Below are 19,733 nucleotides of genomic sequence, written 5' to 3'. Positions count from 1 at the left end.
CAGGAAGACGGGGCGTGTGGGCACGCACCCCGCCGACGCCGCCACACCCAGCACTGTCAGTCCGGTGGCCGCAGCGCGGAGAAAGCCCCGCTTCACTCGAACGGTCCTCCGTCGGCATCGGCTACATGCAGCACGCGACAGCAACGCGGCCACGACTCATCGACCTATCCCTCGATCCGACCTTCTCGCCCGCATCGCCGCTACGCACGCTCAGAGGAAGCAGCGGATGTTGGTCGCGGAACCGGAGACGTTGCTCCACGCGTTGGCGGAGACCGTCGCCAGGACCGAGCTGCCGTTCCGGACCTGCATGTAACCGGAGGTGCGGGCGTTCGCCGCCGACTTCGTCGCGAAGGACGACGGGATCGCGATGGTCGTGCAGCTCCCCCAGCTCAGCATGGCGCCGACGCGATTGAGCTCCCGGTATGCGCAGATGCGGCCGGTCGCACAGTTCCCGACTGCACGCGCCATAGTGCGGACGGTCCCGGTGTTCGAGGTGTACTCCATGTCGAGCTTCGGCCAGACGGCGCTGCCGGCGTCGATCACCACACCACCGGGCACCTCGTCGAGGATACGCACCATCAACGGGTCGAGCGTCGGCTCCTCAGCGGTGGCCGCGGCGACGGGACCGCCTGCTCCGGTCAGCACCAGCGCCAGTCCGACCACGACGGCGATGCGCAGCCGTGTCATCGCAGCATCTCCTCGTCGATGTCCCACATCCGGTAGTCGACGATCGCCCCCGCGGGGAACACCCCGTCGTCCTTGAGCACCGTCCGTTCGAGACCCACGATGCGGCCGGTGTCGAGCGATACGAGCACGTCGTCACGGACGACGCCGTCCGCGGAGATGACACGGATCCCGGCGACCGGGCGGCCGAGACGATCGGTCGTCGTCCCCAGAGCCTCCGCGCCCCCGGACTCCTCGATCAGAGTCAGCAACTCGGCGTGCTGCGCGTTCGTCAGCGTCCACTGCCCGAAGACGGAGGTGATCGCCGTGACCGCCTCGAACGCGGTCGGCTGCTCGGGCATGTCGAAGGCGACCAGCAGCGCCCGCACGTCCGCGGCGGAATCGCCCGGGACGTCGACGACAGGAGTGACGAACTCGCCCGGAGCGAGGACGACGCGGGATGCCACCTCGCCCGTGCTCTTCACCTCGGCCTGTCCGTTCGCCACCGCATCCGTCGGCGCATACGGCTCACCGTTGATGGCGACGGCCTCTCCCGAGAGGTCTTCCTCCCAGGTGAAGGTCGCGAACTGCGGAACGACCTCGGCCCGTTCGGTGTCGACCTCGACGTTGTACGACCAGAACGCCGTGCGCGTCGAGCGCTCGGGTTCCGCCGGTGGACTGAAGATCTCGAGGTCCGCCTCCGCCGCGGCCACCGTATCGCTCAGCGAGCCGGCCGCCTCGAACACGAGCGGAGACGGCGCTCCCGCGACGGCGGCTCCTTGCGGGAGGAGGACGCCGAAAGCCACCGCGGCGGACGCCGCGACGGCCGTGAGGCCCGCTGCCCAGCCGATCGTCCTCGCACGCCGTCGTCGCGGCGCACGAGCAGATCGGATGATGCGATCACGCGCGGCGATGGCGCGCGCGTCCGGAGGGGCGTCCCGCGGGGTGCGCGCGGGATCGGCCTCGACGAGCACGCGCTCGAGCAGAGCATTGTCACTCATCACGCATTCCCCGTCCCCTCCAGTCCCAGCGTCTCTCGCAGCCGATCCTCGGCACGAGCCAACGTCTTCCGTACCCGGGACTCAGAAGTGCGCAGCAGCTCCGCGATCTCCCCCACCGCGAGTCCATCCCAGTACGTGAGCATGATGATACGCCGTTGCAGCGGAGTGAGGACACCCAAAGCCCTGAGCACTTCGCGGCGTCCGAATCCGCCGAGGGTCTCGGGGTCGCCGGAGAGCCCTGAGTGCACGGCGTCGATCGCCCCGTGGGCGGTGGATGAGCGCCGGGACCGCGCGCGCAACCGACGGTCGGTCTCCCGGAGCAGCCAGACCCTCCCCGGGGGCCGCGTCGGTCGGAGTCGCGACCACGCCGCGAGGAAGACCTCCGACACGATCTCGCTCACCTCGTCGTCGTCGGGGACGACGCCCTCGATATGGTGGCGCACCGTCGCCCAGTGCTCGTCGAACACTCGTGTGAAGATCTGGTCCCGCAGCGAGCTCGGGTCTTCGCCGCGGCCGATCATGTCGGTGGGGTCGGCGGTCTGCCCGCCGCCTCCGACGTCCTGCGGGCCTGCATGTCAGAACCCGAGCCGGCCGAGCTGCTTGGGATCGCGCTGCCACTCCTTCGCGACCTTGACGTGGAGCCCGAGGAACACGCGGGTCCCGAGCAGCTCCTCGATCCCCGCGCGGGAGCGGGCACCCACGTCGCGGAGGCGCTTGCCCTTGTGGCCGATGATGATGGCCTTCTGGCTGTCCCGCTCGACCACGATGGAGGCGTGCACGTCGGTGAGGTCGCTGTCCTCGCGCGGGGCGATGTCGTCGACCACGACGGCGATCGAATGCGGGAGCTCATCGCGCACGCCGTCGAGGGCGGCCTCGCGGATGATCTCGGCGATGCGATCCTCCGTCGACTCGTCCGTGGTGACCCCCTCGGGGTAGAGCGCGGGCCCCTCGGGCATGAGCTGCAGGATCTCGTCCGCCAGCACCTCGAGCTGATCGCGCGTCAGCGCCGACAGCGGGATCACGGCGGCCCAGTCCTCGCGGAGGGAGTCCACCTCCATCAGCCGCTCGGTGATCTCATCGCGCCCGGCCGCGTCGGTCTTCGTGACGATGGCGATCTTCTGCGCGCGCGGGTAGCCGTCCAGCGAAGCGGCGATGCGGCGATCGCCGGGGCCGACCTTCTCGGTCGCGGGCACGCAGAAGCCGATCACATCGACGTCGCCCAGCACCTGCTCGACGAGGTCGTTCAGCCGCTCGCCCAGGAGCGTGCGCGGCTTGTGGATGCCGGGGGTGTCGACGATGACGAGCTGTCCGTCCGGGCGGTTGAGGATGCCGCGGATCGCTCGACGCGTGGTCTGCGGCTTCTCGCTCGTGATGGCGATCTTCTCGCCGACGAGGGCGTTGGTGAGCGTCGACTTGCCCACGTTCGGCCGTCCGACGAAGGTCACGAACCCGCTCCGGGTGTCTTCAGTCATCGCGCCGTTCTCCTTCATCCTGCACATCTTCGGGCTCTGCTGCCCGCTCCACGAACACCGTCGCGATCCCTCGGCCCCGCCCGCGGGAAGCCCCGCCGGTGAGCACGAGGCCGTGGACGGTGGCCGTCGCACCGGGCTGCGGCACCTGGCCGAGCGTCTTGCCGAGCAGACCGCCGATGGAGTCGACGTCCTCGTCCTCGAGCTCCAGGCCGAACAGATCGCCCACGTCCTCCAGCGAGAGCCGGGAGCTCACGCGATAGCGGCCGTCGCCCAGGTCGACGAACTCGGCGGATACCTGATCGTACTCGTCCGAGATCTCCCCCACGAGCTCCTCGATGAGGTCCTCCAGCGTCACCAGGCCGGAGATGCCGCCGTGCTCGTCGATTACGAGACACACGTGCACCGCGTCGCGCTTCATCTGCTGCAGCAGCGTCTCCGCACGCATCGACTCGGGAACGAACGTGGCAGGCCGAGCGATCGGACGGATCGAGGCGGCGCGCCAGGCGCTGTCGTCGCGGTAGGCGAACTGCACGAGGTCCTTGAGGTAGAGCACCCCGACGACATCGTCGGCCTCATCGTCGACGACCGGCATCCGGGACACGCCGCGGTGCAGGAAGAGCGACATGGCCTCGTCGGTCGTCGCCTCCGCGCCCACGGTGACCATCTCGGTCCGCGGCACCATCACCGCGCGGACGAACTGGTCGGTGAAGTCGAACACCGAGTGGATGAGGTCGCGGTCGTCCTCCTCGATGAGGTCGTTCGAGGCGGCCTCGTCGACCATGCTCAGCAGCTGGTCCTCGCTCGAGAACGAGCTGCGTCCGGTCCCCGGGGTGACGCGGTTGCCCAAGACGACGAGGCCCTGGGCGATCGGCCCGAGAATGATGCGCAATCCCCGGACGACGTTCGCACTCCCCCGGATCATGCTCTCGGCGTGCTGATGCCCGAAGGTCCGCGGACTCGCCCCGACGAGGACGAAGGTGATGCCGGTCATCAGGATGGCGGCGGCGAGCATCGCCCACCAGATGTTCTCGAAGACGATCGTGAACGCCACGGTGACGAGCACGGCAGCCGTCACCTCCGCGAGGACGCGGATGAAGGCGACCGCGTTGACGTGCGCGTCGAGGTCGCCGGCGATCCGCTCCAGCGCCTTCGCACGGCGGCCCTCGGTCGCCATGTCGGCCAGGCCGGCACGGGAGGTCACGCCGTATGCCGCGTCGATCGCGGCCATGAGGCCGCCGAACGCCACCAGCAGCACGGCGGCGACGAGCAGCAGCAGCTCCGTCATCGCCGGCGACGCTCGGACGCGGCGAAGCCCTGGATGAGCTGCTTCTGCAGACCGAACATCTCCCGCTCCTCATCCGGCTCCGCGTGATCGAAGCCGAGAAGGTGCAGCAGTCCGTGCGTGGTGAGCAGGATGAGCTCGTCCATCAGCGTGTGGCCGGCGGCCTGCGCCTGCGTCTCCGCGACCTGCGGGCAGAGGACGATGTCGCCGAGCAGCCCGGGGGGCGTCGGCCGGTCCTCGGTACCGGGACGGAGCTCGTCCATCGGGAAGCTGAGGACGTCGGTCGGGCCCGGTTCGTCCATCCACTGCACGTGCAGCGCTTCCATCGCCCCCTCGTCGACGAGCACGATGGCGACCTCGGCGTCCGCGCTGACGTGGAGCTGCGCGAGGTTGAAGTCGGTCAGCCGCTGCAGCACGGTCTCGTCGACATCGATCGCCGACTCGTTGTTGATCTCGATCATGAGAGCCCTCGTTTCGGCATGCGATCGCGTGGTCCTGGTCGCTGGGCACCGCGTCGCTCGGCACGGTTGGCGAACTCGTGCGCCTGTTCGCGCTCGGTGCGCTGCGCCACGCGGCGCTCGTCGTACTCGCTGTACGCGTCGACGATGCGACCGACCAGCGAGTGCCGCACCACGTCGTCGCTGGTCAGGCGGGAGAAGTGGATGTCGTCGATACCGTCGAGCACGCGGGTGACCAGGCGGAGACCGGAGGCTCCCTGCGGGAGGTCGACCTGGGTGATGTCGCCGGTGACGACCATCTTCGTCCCGAACCCGAGACGGGTGAGGAACATCTTCATCTGCTCGGGCGTGGTGTTCTGCGCCTCGTCCAGCACGACGAAGGAGTCGTTGAGCGTGCGCCCCCGCATGTACGCCAGCGGCGCGACCTCGATGGTCCCGGTCGCCATCAGGCGCGGCACGATCTCCGGGTCCATCATCTCGTTGAGCGCGTCGTAGAGCGGCCGCAGGTACGGATCGATCTTGTCGGTGAGCGTGCCGGGGAGGAACCCGAGGCGCTCCCCCGCCTCGACCGCCGGACGCGTGAGGATGATGCGCGTGACCTCCTTGCGCTGCAGCGCCTGGACGGCCTTCGCCATCGCCAGGTAGGTCTTGCCCGTTCCCGCCGGACCGATGCCGAACACGATCGTGTTCTCCTCGATCGCGTCGACGTACTCCTTCTGGCCGAGCGTCTTCGGCCGGATGACCTTGCCGCGCGTGGACAGGATCGCCTCGCCCAGCACCTCGCTGGGACGCGGGCCACCCTCCTGGCGGAGCATGCGCGCAGAGCTGGACACGTCGCTCGGGGCGAGGTCGTGGCCGGCCTTGGTCATCGCGAGCAGCTCGTCGACGAGGTTCTTGGCCTTGGCGACGGCCTCGCGCTCACCCGTGAGCGTGATCTCGTTGCCGCGGACGAGCACCTGCACGTCGCGGTGCTCCCGCTCCAGCATCCGCAGCAGCCGGTCCTGGGGACCGAGCAGCTGCACCATCGCGACACCGTCGGCGTAGAGCCTTTCGGTGACGGTTTCCTGATCGTCAGAAGCCAACGAGCTTGTTCTCCTCGAGGTTGCCGAGCACATGGGCGTGCACGTGGAAGACGGACTGCGCGACACTCGCGCCGTTGTTGAAGATGAGGCGGTACTCGCCGTTGGCGTGCTCCTCGGCGATGCGCTTGGCGGCGGCGACCATCTCCGCCAGCAGCTCGGGGTCCCCGGCTGCGAGTGCGGTCACGTCGCGGTACTCCTCGGTCTTCGGGATGACGAGTACATGGAGCGGCGCCTGCGGATCGATGTCGCGGATCGCGAAGACGCGACCGGTGTCGAGCAGGATCTCCCCCGGGATGTCCCCGGTGAGGATGCGCGTGAAGATCGAGGGTTCGCTCATGCTCTCAGCTTACTGGGGGGGACGCGGGCCGCGGCCGGTCACCAGCGGCCGAGGGCCACCGAGAGCACGGCGATGGCGGCAGGTCCCGCAGTGGAGGTGCGCAACACGGTGTCGCCGAGCAGGACGCGCTCAGCGCCGGCCGCCGCGAGCTTCTCGAGCTCCTCCGGAGCGATCCCGCCCTCCGGACCCACCACGAGCACGAGGTCACGGTCGTCGGGAACGAGCGTGGAGAGCCGGGCCGGAGCGGTCGGGTCGAGCAGCAGCACCCGCTGCGTCGCCGCGCGCGCCGCAAGCTGTGCGGTCGACTCGGGGGCGGCCACCTCGGGCACCCAGGTCCGGTGCGCCTGCTTGGCCGCCTCGCGGACGATCGTCGCCCAGCGCTCGCGTCCCTTCACCGCCTTCGGCCCCTCCCAGCGCGACACACTCCGGCTCGCCTGCCACGGCACGATCTCGTCGACGCCCAGTTCACATGCCGCCTGCACCGCGAGCTCGTCGCGGTCGCCCTTCGCGAGCGCCTGCACGAGCACGAGACGCGGAGTCGCCGGCTCGTGCTCGACGCGCTCGGCGATCCGGACATCGACGCGCGACGGTGACACCTCCTCGGCGACGCCGGTCAGCCAGACGCCTCGACCGTCGCCGACGGTGACCGTCTCGCCGACGCGCAGCCGCCGGACGACGGCCGCATGCTTGGCCTCGGCGCCCGTCAGCGACACGAGACCGCCCACCGCGGCGTCGCCCGCGGACTCGACGAGGAAGTGCAGCGCCACGATCAGTGAGTACGGAACCGGTCGCGCAGCTTGGAGAACAGGCCCTGCTGGAACTGCGCGAGCTGCGGGCCCGGCGCCTTGTTCTTCTTCGCGAAGTCCTCGATGAGCTTGCGCTGCGCGGAGTCGAGCTTGGTGGGGGTGACCACCTGCACACCGACGCGGAGATCGCCACGCTGGGTGCCGCGCAGCGGCGTGATGCCCCGTCCCTTGATGGTCAGCACGTCGCCGGACTGCACGCCCGCGCGGATCTCCAGGTCGACCTCCCCGTCGAGCCCCTCGATCGAGGTCTCGGTGCCCAGGATGGCGTCGGTCATGGACACCTCGAGCGTGGCGAGCAGGTCGTCGCCGTCGCGGCTGAACGCGGGGTGCGGGTTGACCGTCACCTCGACGTACAGGTCGCCGTTCGGGCCACCGGCGCGTCCGACCTCGCCGGAACCCGGGAGCTGCAGCCGCAGGCCGGTCTCGACGCCCGCCGGGATGTCGAGGGACACCGTGCGGCGCGACCGGACGCGTCCCTGACCGCCGCAGGTGCCGCAGGGGTACGGGATGGTCGTGCCGTAGCCCTCGCAGGTGCCGCAGGGCTGAGAGGTGACGACGTTGCCGAGCAGACTGCGCACCTGACGCTGCACGTGGCCGGTGCCACCGCAGATGTCGCAGGTGACGGGCGACGTGCCCTCCTGGCAGCACGAGCCCTGACAGGTCTCGCAGAGCACAGCCGTGTCCACCTCGATGTCGCGGTGCGCACCGAAGACCACGTCCCCCAGGTCGAGTGTGACCCGGACGAGGGCATCCTGCCCGCGCTCCCGTCGTGACCGCGGACGAGCGCCGCGGCCGCCGCCCTGGGACGCGCCGAAGAACGTCTCGAAGATGTCGCCGAAGCCGCCGAAGCCGCCGCCGAAGTTGTTCGCGCCGTCACCGCCGCCCATGTCGTAGCGGCGGCGCGACTCCTCGTCGCTGAGCACGTCGTAGGCGTGCGTGACCAGCTTGAACTTCTCTGCGGCCTCCTCGCCCGGGTTCACGTCCGGGTGGAGCTGCCGTGCCAGGCGCCGATACGCCTTCTTGATCTCGTCGGTGGAAGCGTCCCGGGACACCCCGAGAACCTCGTAGTGGTCCGCCACAATCGCCTTTCTGCGCGTGTTTTCCGTGGGGCCGCCTCAGCGGCCGGCCTCGTCGTCGTCGAGCATCCGCGACAGGTAGCGGGCGACCGCCCGTGCCGCTGCGAGGTTGCTCGGATAGTCCATCCGGGTCGGTCCCATGACACCGACCCGCGCGGTCCCCGAGGGTGCCGCGTAGTTGCTGGCCACGATCGACGCCTCGCCGAGCCCGAAGGAGGCGTTCTCGGTGCCGATGCTCGCCGCGAGGCCGTGCTCGTCCGGCACCATCTCGCTCATCAGCCGCAGCAGCGTGACCTGCTCCTCGATGGCCTCGAGGAGGGGATGGATGCTGCCGCGGAAGTCCTGTTCCCGTCGCGCCAGGGTCGCCGCGCCCGCCATCACGAGCCGCTCCTGCCGGAAGCCGCCGAGCTCGTCGATCACGACTCCGGCGACGGCGCGGAGAACGCGGTCCTGGGGGGTCTCCTCCGTGGCGAGGAGTGCCTGCAGGCGGTCGGAAGCCGCCGCGATCGCCTGCCCGGTGATGAGGGCGGACAGTCGAGCGCGCAGCACCGCGAGGTCCGCTTCGTCGATCGTGTCCGGCAGCGCGGTGATCCGCTGTGATACCCCGCCGGCGTCCGTGACCAGGACCGTGAGGAGCCGGTTGGGAGCGAGCGTCACGAGTTCGACGTGCGTCACGTGGGCCCGCGCGAACGACGGGTACTGGGCCAGCGCGACCTGTCCGGTGAGTTGCGTGAGCACGCGGACAGTACGGACCATCAGATCGTCGAGGTCGGCCGGATCGGCGAGGAACGACTCGATGGCCGAGCGCTGCGCGGTGGAGAGCGGTCGGAGCTGGGCGAGGTGATTCACGAACACCCGGTAGCCCTTGTCCGTGGGGACGCGCCCGGACGACGTGTGCGGAGCCGTGATCAGCTCTTCGTCCTCCAGCTGCGCCATGTCGTTGCGGATCGTCGCGGCCGAGACGCCGAAGGAATGGCGGTCGACGATGGAACGGCTGCCCACGGGCTCGTGCGTCTCGACGTAGTCCTGCACGATCGCGCGGAGAACCTGCAGCCCTCGCTCTGTGACCATGGGTTCCCCTTCCCGCCGACCGGGTGCTGGCACTCTGCCGCCCTGAGTGCCAATCCTACCTCCTGCGATCGGGAGTTCTCCGAAGGCGGGACGGCCCGGGCGGCGTCGCTCAGTCCGTCAGCTCACGCACCACCGCGTCGGCGAGGAGGCGACCGCGCAGCGTGAGCTGCACGCGACCGCGGATCGCCGCCGGCGCATCGATCAGGCCGTCGGCGATGAGCCCGGCGACGCGGTCCCTGTTCCGCTCCGGGACGTCCGTCACCGCGATCCCTTCGCGGATGCGGCTGAGGAGGAGGATGCGCTCGAGCGTCTGCGCCTCCTGGTCGGGACGTTCGCGACCTGCCGCCGGCGAGGATGAGGCGGCCAGCCGCTGTGCGTAGGCCGCCGGGTGCTTGACGTTCCACCACCGGAGCCCGGCCACGTGGCTGTGCGCCCCGGGGCCGAAGCCCCACCAGTCGCTCCCCCGCCAGTATGCGAGGTTGTGCCGCGACCGCTGCCCTTCGCTGCGGGCCCAGTTGCTGACCTCGTACCACTCGAACCCGGCGGCGGCGAGGCGCTCGTCCGCCATCTCGTACATGTCCGCCTGCAGGTCGTCGTCCGGTGTCGGCACCTCGCCACGACGGATCTGCCGCGCGAGCTTCGTGCCGTCTTCGATGATGAGCGCGTACGCGGAGATGTGGTCGGACTCCAGGGCGAGCGCGGCGTCCAGGGATGCTTCCCAATCCGCGAGCGATTCCCCCGGCGCGCCGTAGATGAGGTCGACGCTGACGGCGAGGCCTGCGTCCTTCGCGGCGGCGACCGCGGTGCGCACGTTCTCGGGCCGATGCGTCCGATCGAGCGCGGCGAGCACGTGCGGGACGGCCGACTGCATGCCGACGGAGAGTCTCGTGACCCCCGCCTCTGCGAGGATGCGCGCGACCTCCGGCGTCACCGTGTCGGGATTGGCCTCGACCGTCACCTCGGCACCCGGAGCGAGCCCGAACGCCGCGGTGGCCGCTCCCAGCATCCGCGCCAGATCGCCTGCCGGCAGCAGCGTGGGTGTGCCGCCACCGAAGAACACCGTGTCCATCGGCCGCAGCGCTCCGGCGTCCTCCAGCACGGTGCGGGCGAGGGCGATCTCGCCGATGAGGGTGGACGCGTAGTCCTCCTGCTTCGCCCCGCGGAGCTCGCTGGACGTGTACGTGTTGAAGTCGCAGTAGCCGCAGCGCACCCGGCAGAACGGGATGTGGAGGTAGGCGGAGAACGGCGTCTCCGCGGAGATCGGGAGGTCGGCAGGGAGTCGCCCGTCCGGCGGCGCGGGATCCCCGAGCGGAAGCGGTCCCGCCATCACACCGGGGTCGCGTAGAGCGGGGAGATCGCGCGGAGGTAGCGCGCGAAGAGCTCGCGACGGCGGCGCTTCATGAGGGCGGGGACGAGGCGATAGAGCAGCGTGTTCGGGGCGTCGAAGGCGCGGACGGTGAACCACACCTCGTCGTTGTCCTCACGCCAGTCCACATCGAACGACTCCTCGCCGCGGACCACGGATCCGCCCACCGTGCCCAGCACGAAGCCGATCCGGCGGGTCTCCTCGGTGACGGAGATCACCCGCAGTTCCGAATCGGCGCGCATGCCACCGACACGGCCGCGCAGGTGCAGCGTCATGCCCGCGCCCACGAAGGGCATCCCCTCCGCGTCGTACCGCGGCTCCACGTCGCGCTTGCTCGGTGCGATCGGGTTGCCTTCGGCGTCGAAGCTCACGCCCGCGTACGCCGGACCCGGAGCAGGACGGACGTCTTCCACGGAGAGCCCGGCGGCGCGCTGCGCCGTCCACGAGAGCAGGGCTTCGCCGGCCGTCTGGAAACGCTCCTCACCGCTGCCGATGCGCCAGGATTCCTCCGCCGGGATGCTGCGCTCCGGCGGGTACTGCATCAGATCCGGGGCGTGGGTCGCACCCACGGCCGCATAGTCCACCGTGTCGTCTCGGAAAGTCCCGCGCCGCATGAGTTCCAGCCTACTTCGGGTTCCCTGAGCGAACACCCCCCGCGCCGCACGCCGTCACATCCCCCGGATGATGCTGGGTCCCTGAGCGTGTCGAAGGGCTGGGTCCCTGAGCGTGTCGAAGGGCGCACAACACTCAGTCCAAGGCTCCTCCACACCGCTGGGTTCCTGAGCTTGTCGAAGGGATCTCCGCACTCTCCGGCCAAGCCGCACGCACCTCCGCCATGATGGCCCGATGCCATGGACCTACATCCTCGAATGCGCAGACGGCAGTTTCTACACGGGCAGCACGAACGGTGACCTCGAAGCCCGCGTCTGGGAGCACAACCACGACGACGCCTTCTCCGCCAGTCATACGCGGCGCCGGAGACCGGTCTCACTGGTGTACGCGGAGCACTTCGACACCGTCGACGCTGCCTTCTTCCGGGAGAAGCAGATCCAGGGGTGGAGCCGTCGGAAGAAGATGGCGCTGATCGAGGGCCGGTGGGAGGACCTTCCGTCGTTGTCGACCTCGTACAGTGCGCTTCGACAAGCTCAGCGACCCAGCGCGGGCAGCCCCTGAGGACGGCGCGCTTCGACAAGCTCAGCGACCCAGCGTGGACCGACGCTGAGAACCGCGCGCTTCGACGAGCTCAGCGACACAGCGCGGGCAGCCCGGAAGAACCGAGGCTACTTCTTGTCCTTGGTCTCGACGTCTCCGGAGAGAGCGGCGATGAACGCCTCCTGGGGGACCTCGACGCGGCCCACCATCTTCATGCGCTTCTTCCCCTCCTTCTGCTTCTCGAGGAGTTTGCGCTTACGGGTGATGTCACCGCCGTAGCACTTCGCGAGCACGTCCTTGCGGATCGCGCGGATCGTCTCGCGAGCGATGATGCGGGCACCGATCGCGGCCTGGATCGGCACCTCGAACTGCTGGCGAGGGATGAGCTTGCGCAGCCGCTCCGCCATCATCGTGCCGTAGGCGTACGCCTTGTCACGGTGCACGATCGAGCTGAACGCGTCGACCTTCTCTCCCTGGAGCAGGATGTCGACCTTGACGAGGTCGGCCTCCTGCTGCCCCGAGGGCTCGTAATCCAGGGAGGCGTAGCCCTGCGTCTTGGACTTGAGCTGGTCGAAGAAGTCGAACACGATCTCGCCGAGCGGCATGTTGTAGCGCAGCTCGACGCGCTCCTCGGAGAAGTACTCCATGCCGAGCAACGTGCCACGACGCGACTGGCACAGCTCCATGACGGTGCCGACGTAGTCCTTGGGCAACAGGATGGCTGCCTTGACCATGGGCTCCGACACCGAGCCGATGCGCCCATCGGGGTACTCGCTCGGGTTCGTGACGGTGACGGTCTCGCCGGTGTCGCTCGTGAGCACCTCGTAGATCACGCTCGGCGCGGTGGTGATGAGGTCGAGGCCGAACTCCCGCGCGAGGCGCTCGGTCACGATCTCCAGGTGCAGCAGGCCGAGGAAGCCGCAGCGGAATCCGAACCCGAGAGCCACAGAGGTCTCCGGCTCGTACTGCAGCGAGGCATCGGAGAGCTTCAGCTTGTCGAGCGCCTCGCGCAGTTCCGCGTAGTCGCTGCCGTCGATCGGGTAGATACCCGAGAAGACCATCGGCTTGGGGTCCGTGTAGCCGGGAAGAGCTTCCGCCGCGGGCTTGCGGGCGTTCGTGATCGTGTCGCCGACCTTCGACTGACGCACGTCCTTCACGCCGGTGATGAGGTAGCCCACCTCGCCGACGCCGAGACCCTTGGTGGGAGTGGGCTCCGGGCTCGACACGCCGACCTCGAGGGCCTCGTGGTTCGCGCCCGTGGACATCATCTGGATGCGCTCGCGGGGCGAGAGGCTGCCGTCGACCATCCGCACGTAGGTGACGACACCGCGGTAGGCGTCGTACACGGAATCGAAGATCATGGCGCGCGCCGGTGCGTCCGCGTCCCCGACCGGAGCCGGGATCTCCTCGACGATCCGGTCGAGCAGATCCTCGACCCCAATGCCGGTCTTCCCCGAGACCCGCAGCACGTCCTCGGGCTTGCCGCCGATGAGCGAGGCGAGCTCCTTCGCGTACTTCTCGGGATCGGCGGCCGGGAGGTCGATCTTGTTGAGGACGGGGATGATGTGGAGGTCGTTCTCCAGCGCGAGGTAGAGGTTGGCGAGCGTCTGGGCCTCGATGCCCTGCGCGGCGTCGACGAGGAGGATGGCACCCTCGCACGCGGCCAGCGACCGGGACACCTCATACGTGAAGTCCACGTGACCCGGTGTGTCGATCATGTTGAGCGCGAAGACCTCGTCGGCCCCCTGCGCCTGGGCGAGCGCCCAGGGCATCCGCACCGCCTGGCTCTTGATCGTGATGCCGCGCTCACGCTCGATGTCCATGCGGTCGAGGTACTGGGCGCGCATGTCCCGCTCCGCGACCACGCCGGTGATCTGGAGCATGCGGTCGGCCAGGGTCGACTTGCCGTGGTCGATGTGGGCGATGATGCAGAAATTGCGGATCTGCGCAGCCGGCGTCGCGGCAGGCTGAAGAGGGGTGAGAGCGCGTGGGGACATGTCCCGTCGATTGTACGGTGAGGGCTCTCATAATCCCCATTCGGGCGTATCGGTGATAGTCTCCCGAAGTTGCCCGGGATCAATCCGTGACACCGGATCCCGTAAGCGATACGACTCCGTCACAGACTCCGTGAGGGCTGTCGCGTCGCGCGGAACGGCGGATGACACCCGATCATCCGCCCGGCTCAGCGTTGCGTCGGCAGACCCCGAGCGCGTCTGGAGAAGAGAAAGACAAATCCCCCTTGATCAAGTACCTCGCGCGCCGTGCCCTCGGCTGGCTGCTCATGATCGTGGTCGCGACGAACCTCACCTACTTCCTCGCGTGGGGCTTCCTCGATCCGCGCAGCAACTATGTGGGTCGTCGCCCTCCGCTCACCGAAGAGCAGATCGTGAACACCCTCGCTCCCCGCAACCTGAGCGACACCGTCCCGCTCATCGAGCGGTGGTGGACCTGGTTCACCGGCATCCTCCTCCGCTGGGACTGGGGCGTGAGCCCGACCGGGGGTTCCGTCAACGAGCAGGTCGCCTACCGCATGTGGGTCAGCGCAGAGCTCGTCCTCGGGGCGACGATCCTCACGACGGTCCTCGGCATCGCGCTCGGCGTCTACACCGCGTCTCGGCAGTACAAGCTCGCCGACCGCATCGGCCAGGCCACGAGCATCATCACGCTCAACATCCCGATCGTCGTCGCGGCCTTCGCGATCGTCCTCCTCGCGATCGGCCTGAACAACGCCACCGGCACCCGCATCTTCTACGTGACCGGCAACGCGAGCCAAGGCGTCGAGGGTTTCTTCCCCACGCTCATAGACGTGTTGCAACACCTGACGCTGCCGACGATCGCGCTGGTGCTCACCGGCTACGCCAGCATCCATTTCCTGCAGCGATCGCTCCTCCTGGACAACATCAACGCCGACTACGTCCGGACGGCCCGCGCGAAGGGCCTGACCAAGCAGCAGGCCATCCGGAAGCACGCACTTCGGACGTCGCTCATCCCCGTCGCCACGCAGGTCGCCTTCACGATCCCCGCGATCTTCACCGGAGCGGTGCTGACCGAGACGATCTTCGCGTGGAACGGCATGGGCCGGTACTTCATCGAGACCATCACCAAGAACGACATCCACGGAACCGTCGCGATCGCCGCCTTCGGTGCGGTCCTCACGGCGATCGGCGCCATCCTCGCCGACATCGCCGTCGTCGTCCTCGACCCGCGCGTGAGAGTGAGCTGACATGAGCACCGACATGCTCGACCCGACCATCCACCCGGAGCCGGAGACCGCCGGCCCGGAGACCACCCGCGTCGCCACCAAGCGGCTGTCGAAGTGGACGCTGTACTGGCGACGCTTCTCCCGGAACCGCGGAGCCCTCATCGGCCTCGTGATCTTCGTCGTCCTCGTGCTGTTCGCCATCCTCGGGCCCTTCATCGCCCGGTACGACCACATCGAACTCGACTTCCTGAACCTCAGCACTCCCCCGTCCGCGGAACACTGGTTCGGCACGAACAACGCCGGAAACGACCTCTTCGCCCAGGTCGCCGTCGGCCTGCAGCGGTCGCTCATGATCGCCATCACCGTCTCCGTCGGCGTCACGATCGTGTCCGCGCTCGTCGGCACGGCCGCGGCCTACTTCGGCGGCTGGACGGAGCGCATCTCGCTCCTGGTCATCCACTTCATGATGGTGATCCCGAGCTTCCTCATCCTCGCGATGATCTCGAACAAGGCCGGCGGCGACTGGCGCGTCATCGCCCTCATCATGATCTTCGTGATCGGGTGGTACTTCCCCGCCCGCGTCATCTGGACGATGGCCCTGTCGCTCCGCGAGCGCGAGTACGTCAGTGCCTCCCGGTACATGGGCGTCGGCGGCATGCGCATCGTGCTCCGCCACCTCCTGCCCAACATCGGCTCTCTCCTCGTCATCAACTTCACCCTCGGCGTCGTCAACGCCGTGGTGACGGAGACGGGCCTGTCCTTCCTGGGCTTCGGCGTCAAGATCCCCGACGTGTCGCTCGGTGCCCTCATCGGCGCCGGCTCGAGCTCGTTGACCACGGCGCCCTGGCTGTTCTACTTCCCGGCGGCGGCGCTGACCCTGCTCACCGTGTCGATGGCGCTCATCGCCGACGGCCTGCGCGACGCCCTCGATCCCACCTCGGCTGCTGGAGGCCGCGCATGACCAACGTCCTCTCCGTCCGCGACCTCAAGGTCAGCTTCGCCTCCGAGGCCGGCCGCGTCGACGCCGTCCGCGGCGTCTCCTTCGACCTCGAAGCCGGCAAGACCCTCGGCATCGTCGGCGAATCCGGCTCCGGCAAGTCCGTGACCTCGCTCGCGATCATGGGTCTCCTCGACGAGAACGCCAAGGTCACCGGCTCGATCATGTATGACGGGAAGGAACTCGTCGGCATGAGCGACAAGCAGCTGTCGGTCATCCGCGGCAACGGCATGTCGATGGTCTTCCAGGACCCGCTGACCTCGCTCACGCCGGTCTACACGGTCGGCGATCAGCTCATCGAGGCCCTCACGGTCCACCGCGGCCTGTCCAAGAAGGACGCCTGGGACCGCTCCGTCGAGCTGCTCAAGCTCGTCGGCATCACCGAGCCCGAGCGGCGGATGAAGTCCTTCCCGCACGAGTTCTCCGGAGGCATGCGGCAGCGTGTCGTCATCGCCATCGCGATGGCCAACGATCCGAAGCTCATCATCTGCGACGAGCCCACCACGGCCCTCGACGTCACCATCCAGGCGCAGATCCTCGACCTCATCGAGAAGGCGCAGGACGAGACCGGCGCGGCGGTGATCATGATCACGCACGACATGGGCGTGGTCGCCCGCACCGCCGACGACGTGCTCGTGATGTACGCCGGCAAGCCCGTGGAGCACGCGCCCGTGCGCGAGCTGTTCCACAAGACCCGCATGCCGTACTCGATCGGTCTGCTCGGCGCCATCCCGCGCGTGGACAAGGCCGAGAAGGAGCCGCTGACCCCCATCAAGGGGAACCCGCCGCTGCTCATCAACCTCCCGGACGCCTGCCCGTTCGCCGACCGCTGCCCGATCGTCATGGACGCCTGCCGCGCCAAGGAGCCCGAGCTGCTCCCCGTGCCGACGGGCTCTGGCGACCTGCATCAGGCGGCCTGCATCCGCGCGCACGAGATCGAGGACGGCGGCCTCCTCGGTGGCCTGCCCGTCTACCCCGTCCGCCCCGTCCCGGAGAGCGACCTCACACGGACGCCGCGTGAGGAGCGGCCGATCACGCTCGAGGTGAAGAACCTCCGCAAGACGTTCCCGTTGGTCAAGGGCGCGTTCTTGAAGCGCAAGGTCGGCGAGGTCCAGGCGATCAAGGGCATCAGCTTCGACGTGCGCGAGGGCGAGACGATGGCCATCGTCGGCGAGTCGGGCTCGGGCAAGACGACGACGCTGCTGCAGATCATGGACATGGTCAAGCAGACCGAGGGCGACATCGTCATCGCCGGCACCAGTGTCAACGACATCCACAGCCGCAAGGTCGAGCGCGCCCTGCGCCGCGACATCCAGATCGTCTTCCAGGACCCGATGGGAGCCCTCGACCCGCGCATGACGGTGGCCGACATCATCTCGGAGCCGCTCTTCGCGATCGGCACTCCCAAGGAGGAGGCGCACCGGCGGGTGGACGAGCTCATGGACCTCGTCGGGCTCAACCCCGCGCACAGCGACCGCTTCCCGCAGGCGTTCTCGGGCGGTCAGCGGCAGCGCATCGGCATCGCCCGGGCCCTGTCGACGAACCCCAAGATCGTCGTGCTCGACGAGCCGGTGTCCGCGCTCGACGTCTCGATCCAAGCCGGCGTCATCAACCTGCTCGACGAACTCAAGACCAAGCTCGGGCTCTCGTACCTCTTCGTCGCGCACGACCTCTCGGTGGTGCGTCACATCGCCGACCGCGTGGCCGTGATGTACCTCGGCGAGTTCGTGGAGCACGGCGACGTCGACCAGGTCTTCGACGACCCGCAGCACCCGTACACGAAGGCGCTGCTGTCGGCGATCCCCGTGCCGGATCCCGACATCGAGCGCACCCGTGAGCGGGTGGTCTTCGACGCCGAGACGATGTCGACGAAGCCCGCGACGGTCTGACCCGAAACCATGCGCCCGTTCCTGGTCACCGTCCGATAACGGTTAGGCGGCATTCACCGCAGTGCGGTGTACCGGGATAAAGCTCGAACTAGTCTTCCCTTTATGAAACGCCGAAAGGCGAAAGGAGCACCATGAAGAACAAGAAGTTGCTGGGGGCGGTCGCGATCGGCGGCGCCCTCGCACTCGCCCTCGCGGGCTGCGCGAGCGGTTCCGGGAACACCGGTGGCGGGGACAACGGCGAGAAGGTCGAGACCAAGACCGCCGACTACAACCCGCAGGACCGCAGCAACCTCCAGGAAGGTGGCGAGGTCAACTTCCCCATCAACGAGATCCCGGAGCAGCTGAACGGCTTCAACAGCGATGCCAGTGCTGACACCGCTCGCCTGTGGTCGTGGTACATGCCGCAGATCCTCCTGGTCTCGCCGGAGGGCGAGGTCACGAAGAACGACGCCTACCTCGATGCGTACGAGATCGGCGAGGAGGATGGCAACACGACCATCACCTTCACGTTCAAGGACGAGGCGCACTTCAACGACGGCACCGACATGGACTGGACGTCCATCGACGCCACGTGGAAGGCCAACCGCTCCTACGACGAGGGCTTCAACCCGAACGCGACCGACGGCTACAAGCAGATCAAGACCGTCGAGCAGGGTGACACCGCGAAGACCGCCGTCGTGACGTTCGACGGCATCTACGCCTGGCCGTCCATGGCTTTCCTCACGGGTGGCGTCCTGCACCCGGACATCGCCGACCCGGCCGTGTTCAACGAGGCCTTCATCGGCAACATGCACCCCGAGTGGGGCGCCGGCCCGTACACCGTCGACACGTTCGACGCGAACGGCGGCTTCGTCTCGTTCAAGCCGAACCCCGAGTGGTGGGGCAACGCGCCGCTGCTCGACACGGTCACCTTCACGGCCATGGAGCCCGACGCCTCGATCAACGCCTTCAAGAACGGCGAGATCGACATGGTGGGCGCCAACACCAACGACCGCCTGAAGCAGGTCCAGGAAGTGGACGACACCGTCGTCCGCCGTGCGCAGCAGACCGCCAAGACGGTCCTGCTCGTCGACGCCGACAAGCCGCAGTTCGAGGACATCGACGTGCGCAAGGCGTTCTTCCTCGGCGTGAACGTCGACCAGCAGAAGCAGATCGCGTGGAACGGCCTCGGCTACGAGGAGCCGGTCGCCGGTTCGCTCAACCTGTACTCGTTCCAGGACGGCTACAAGGACTCGTTCGCCGAAGCCGGTCTGAAGCACGACGTCGAGGGCGCCAAGAAGCTCCTCGACGACGCCGGCTGGACCGAGGGCGAGGACGGCATCCGCGAGAAGGATGGCGAGAAGCTCTCCGTCACGTTCCCGATCTTCGGTGAGGACCCGACCATCGAGGCCCTCGCGAAGTCGCTGCAGGCGCAGCAGAAGGAGATCGGCATCGACCTCAAGATCGATGTCCGCGCCTCCGCCGACTTCTCCAGCGACTTCACCACGAAGAACTGGGACGTCGTCTCGCTCCGCTTCACCGACTCCGACCCGTTCGGCCCGGCCTGGTTCTGCCAGCTCTACTGCTCGGACAGCGGTCTGAACCTGTCGGCGACCGGCACGGAGGAGATCGACAAGCAGATCGCCGACGAGGTCGAGAGCCAGAAGGACGCGGAGTCCTGGACCACCGCGGCGATGGACCTCGAGCCGAAGATCATCGAGCAGACGTGGGGCCTCATCCCGCTGTACAGCGGCCCCTCGATCTACGTGGTCAAGAACGGCCTGGCGAACCTCACGCCGGAGCCCTACGTCGGTCTCGACCTGTTCGGTGTCACGCCGGTCGAGAACGTCGGCTGGGAGAAGTAACACTCTCTGACACATCTCGTGTCGAAGCGGGGTCG

The 19,733-nt window shown here is 68.4% G+C and carries 19 protein-coding genes; 5 read left to right on the top strand and 14 right to left on the bottom strand.

The genetic code is table 11. The features are described 5' to 3' along the window. Positions 1-210: 210 nt before the first annotated feature. From AB1285_RS05875 to AB1285_RS05815, 13 genes are all read right to left on the bottom strand, one after another. Positions 211-687 (bottom strand): hypothetical protein, encoded by a 477-nt coding sequence (locus AB1285_RS05875; RefSeq protein WP_187661660.1) that lies wholly within the window; start codon positions 685-687, stop codon positions 211-213. After that, on the bottom strand, positions 684-1,664 hold the full coding sequence (locus AB1285_RS05870) for a hypothetical protein (protein ID WP_187661661.1): 981 nt from the start codon (positions 1,662-1,664) through the stop codon (positions 684-686). Before AB1285_RS05870 ends, AB1285_RS05875 begins: the two co-directional genes overlap by 4 nt. Beyond that, positions 1,664-2,185, bottom strand: coding sequence for an RNA polymerase sigma factor (locus AB1285_RS05865; RefSeq protein ID WP_366236755.1), 522 nt, complete (start codon positions 2,183-2,185; stop codon positions 1,664-1,666). Before AB1285_RS05865 ends, AB1285_RS05870 begins: the two co-directional genes overlap by 1 nt. A gap of 54 nt (positions 2,186-2,239) precedes the next feature. After that, on the bottom strand, positions 2,240-3,136 hold the full coding sequence (gene era, locus AB1285_RS05860) for a GTPase Era (protein WP_187661663.1): 897 nt from the start codon (positions 3,134-3,136) through the stop codon (positions 2,240-2,242). Continuing rightward, on the bottom strand, positions 3,129-4,421 hold the full coding sequence (locus tag AB1285_RS05855; RefSeq protein WP_259952213.1) for a hemolysin family protein: 1,293 nt from the start codon (positions 4,419-4,421) through the stop codon (positions 3,129-3,131). The genes era and AB1285_RS05855 overlap by 8 nt, the downstream gene beginning before the upstream one ends. Next, positions 4,418-4,879: an rRNA maturation RNase YbeY gene (ybeY, locus tag AB1285_RS05850; RefSeq protein ID WP_025103688.1), complete on the bottom strand. Its 462-nt coding sequence runs from the start codon at positions 4,877-4,879 to the stop codon at positions 4,418-4,420. Before ybeY ends, AB1285_RS05855 begins: the two co-directional genes overlap by 4 nt. After that, complete coding sequence (locus AB1285_RS05845; RefSeq protein ID WP_232089241.1) at positions 4,876-5,901, bottom strand: PhoH family protein; 1,026 nt, start codon at positions 5,899-5,901, stop codon at positions 4,876-4,878. Before AB1285_RS05845 ends, ybeY begins: the two co-directional genes overlap by 4 nt. Positions 5,902-5,947: 46 nt before the next feature. Continuing rightward, positions 5,948-6,295 (bottom strand): HIT domain-containing protein, encoded by a 348-nt coding sequence (locus AB1285_RS05840; RefSeq protein ID WP_101845350.1) that lies wholly within the window; start codon positions 6,293-6,295, stop codon positions 5,948-5,950. A 38-nt stretch (positions 6,296-6,333) separates the two neighbouring features. Next, positions 6,334-7,062, bottom strand: a complete 729-nt coding sequence (locus AB1285_RS05835) for a 16S rRNA (uracil(1498)-N(3))-methyltransferase (RefSeq protein ID WP_366236756.1) — start codon at positions 7,060-7,062, stop codon at positions 6,334-6,336. Positions 7,063-7,064: 2 nt separating this feature from the next. Beyond that, on the bottom strand, positions 7,065-8,180 hold the full coding sequence (dnaJ, locus tag AB1285_RS05830; RefSeq protein ID WP_280564284.1) for a molecular chaperone DnaJ: 1,116 nt from the start codon (positions 8,178-8,180) through the stop codon (positions 7,065-7,067). 36 nt (positions 8,181-8,216) lie between these two features. Further along, complete coding sequence (gene hrcA / locus AB1285_RS05825) at positions 8,217-9,248, bottom strand: heat-inducible transcriptional repressor HrcA (RefSeq protein WP_280564282.1); 1,032 nt, start codon at positions 9,246-9,248, stop codon at positions 8,217-8,219. 109 nt (positions 9,249-9,357) lie between these two features. Next, on the bottom strand, positions 9,358-10,575 hold the full coding sequence (gene hemW / locus AB1285_RS05820; protein WP_187661668.1) for a radical SAM family heme chaperone HemW: 1,218 nt from the start codon (positions 10,573-10,575) through the stop codon (positions 9,358-9,360). Beyond that, complete coding sequence (locus AB1285_RS05815) at positions 10,575-11,228, bottom strand: DUF1990 family protein (protein WP_187661669.1); 654 nt, start codon at positions 11,226-11,228, stop codon at positions 10,575-10,577. Before AB1285_RS05815 ends, hemW begins: the two co-directional genes overlap by 1 nt. Positions 11,229-11,460: 232 nt before the next feature. Between AB1285_RS05815 and AB1285_RS05810 the strand changes: the two genes are divergently transcribed. After that, the gene (locus tag AB1285_RS05810) at positions 11,461-11,787 is read left to right on the top strand and encodes a GIY-YIG nuclease family protein (RefSeq protein WP_370428784.1); all 327 of its coding nucleotides are present in this window, start codon (positions 11,461-11,463) and stop codon (positions 11,785-11,787) included. Between the two features lie 107 nt (positions 11,788-11,894). Here AB1285_RS05810 and lepA read toward each other — a convergent pair whose 3' ends face one another. Beyond that, entirely contained in the window at positions 11,895-13,763 is a 1,869-nt protein-coding gene (gene lepA, locus AB1285_RS05805) for a translation elongation factor 4 (RefSeq protein ID WP_370428785.1), read from the bottom strand. 242 nt (positions 13,764-14,005) lie between these two features. Here lepA and AB1285_RS05800 point away from each other — a divergent pair, with 242 nt between their 5' ends. The 4 genes from AB1285_RS05800 (at position 14,006) to AB1285_RS05785 (ending at position 19,698) form a co-directional block, all read left to right on the top strand. After that, positions 14,006-14,989: an ABC transporter permease gene (locus AB1285_RS05800; RefSeq protein ID WP_101845332.1), complete on the top strand. Its 984-nt coding sequence runs from the start codon at positions 14,006-14,008 to the stop codon at positions 14,987-14,989. A gap of 1 nt (position 14,990) precedes the next feature. Then, positions 14,991-15,929, top strand: a complete 939-nt coding sequence (locus tag AB1285_RS05795; RefSeq protein WP_062766635.1) for an ABC transporter permease — start codon at positions 14,991-14,993, stop codon at positions 15,927-15,929. Further along, the gene (locus tag AB1285_RS05790; protein WP_187661672.1) at positions 15,926-17,854 is read left to right on the top strand and encodes an ABC transporter ATP-binding protein; all 1,929 of its coding nucleotides are present in this window, start codon (positions 15,926-15,928) and stop codon (positions 17,852-17,854) included. The genes AB1285_RS05795 and AB1285_RS05790 overlap by 4 nt, the downstream gene beginning before the upstream one ends. 131 nt (positions 17,855-17,985) lie before the next feature. Further along, positions 17,986-19,698, top strand: a complete 1,713-nt coding sequence (locus AB1285_RS05785; protein ID WP_187661673.1) for an ABC transporter family substrate-binding protein — start codon at positions 17,986-17,988, stop codon at positions 19,696-19,698. Positions 19,699-19,733: the final 35 nt, after the last annotated feature.

The organism is Microbacterium sp. NRRL B-14842, from assembly GCF_050470785.1.
This window is presented reverse-complemented; position numbering and strand designations above follow the sequence as displayed.

Bases quoted from the DNA above. Each gene is read 5' to 3' on its own strand.
- AB1285_RS05875 (WP_187661660.1), bottom strand. From the start codon at position 687: ATGACACGGCTGCGCATCGCCGTCGTGGTCGGACTGGCGCTGGTGCTG.
- AB1285_RS05870 (WP_187661661.1), bottom strand. From the start codon at position 1,664: ATGAGTGACAATGCTCTGCTCGAGCGCGTGCTCGTCGAGGCCGATCCC.
- AB1285_RS05865 (WP_366236755.1), bottom strand. From the start codon at position 2,185: ATGATCGGCCGCGGCGAAGACCCGAGCTCGCTGCGGGACCAGATCTTC.
- era (WP_187661663.1), bottom strand. From the start codon at position 3,136: ATGACTGAAGACACCCGGAGCGGGTTCGTGACCTTCGTCGGACGGCCG.
- AB1285_RS05855 (WP_259952213.1), bottom strand. From the start codon at position 4,421: ATGACGGAGCTGCTGCTGCTCGTCGCCGCCGTGCTGCTGGTGGCGTTC.
- ybeY (WP_025103688.1), bottom strand. From the start codon at position 4,879: ATGATCGAGATCAACAACGAGTCGGCGATCGATGTCGACGAGACCGTG.
- AB1285_RS05845 (WP_232089241.1), bottom strand. From the start codon at position 5,901: ATGGTGCAGCTGCTCGGTCCCCAGGACCGGCTGCTGCGGATGCTGGAG.
- AB1285_RS05840 (WP_101845350.1), bottom strand. From the start codon at position 6,295: ATGAGCGAACCCTCGATCTTCACGCGCATCCTCACCGGGGACATCCCG.
- hrcA (WP_280564282.1), bottom strand. From the start codon at position 9,248: ATGGTCACAGAGCGAGGGCTGCAGGTTCTCCGCGCGATCGTGCAGGAC.
- hemW (WP_187661668.1), bottom strand. From the start codon at position 10,575: ATGGCGGGACCGCTTCCGCTCGGGGATCCCGCGCCGCCGGACGGGCGA.
- AB1285_RS05815 (WP_187661669.1), bottom strand. From the start codon at position 11,228: ATGCGGCGCGGGACTTTCCGAGACGACACGGTGGACTATGCGGCCGTG.
- AB1285_RS05810 (WP_370428784.1), top strand. From the start codon at position 11,461: ATGCCATGGACCTACATCCTCGAATGCGCAGACGGCAGTTTCTACACG.
- lepA (WP_370428785.1), bottom strand. From the start codon at position 13,763: ATGTCCCCACGCGCTCTCACCCCTCTTCAGCCTGCCGCGACGCCGGCT.
- AB1285_RS05795 (WP_062766635.1), top strand. From the start codon at position 14,991: ATGAGCACCGACATGCTCGACCCGACCATCCACCCGGAGCCGGAGACC.
- AB1285_RS05790 (WP_187661672.1), top strand. From the start codon at position 15,926: ATGACCAACGTCCTCTCCGTCCGCGACCTCAAGGTCAGCTTCGCCTCC.
- AB1285_RS05785 (WP_187661673.1), top strand. From the start codon at position 17,986: ATGAAGAACAAGAAGTTGCTGGGGGCGGTCGCGATCGGCGGCGCCCTC.